Source organism: Bradyrhizobium sp. Kon58, assembly GCF_055807455.1.
On sequence record NZ_JBVVOT010000230.1, the window covers coordinates 1 to 356 of the forward strand.

At 66.3% G+C, this 356-nt stretch carries 1 protein-coding gene; it reads right to left on the minus strand.

All coding sequences use genetic code 11. The features are described from left to right. Positions 1-4: 4 nt before the first annotated feature. On the minus strand, positions 5-356 hold a 352-nt coding region (locus AC0L20_RS40245; protein ID WP_473295707.1), incomplete at its 5' end, for a creatininase family protein.

Genomic DNA, 356 nt, shown 5'->3' on the forward strand with positions numbered 1-356 from the left:
TGGCTTACTTGCAGTCCTGCGCCGCCAATTCGCCGCCTTTTTCCACCGTCGCTAACGCCGGGTCCGAGCCCATGCGGCCGTCGGGGAAGCGCGCGCGGAAGTCCAGCGCTTCGCGGATCGGGCCGGTGTTGGCGATTTTCGGCGAATAATCGGCCGACTTGATCGCGTCCGGATAGGCCCATTGCGTCACGGCAATCTCCGATGGCGTGGCGTGGCTGCCATGGCCCACCGGGAACTGGCGCTGCGCCAGGTCGGTGACGCCCTCCAGGTCCCACCAGTTGACCAACTTGAGCGCGAACCCGGCAGGACGGCGGGCATAGCTGGCCTCGGCATAGAGTTCGGAAAACGCCGCTTCG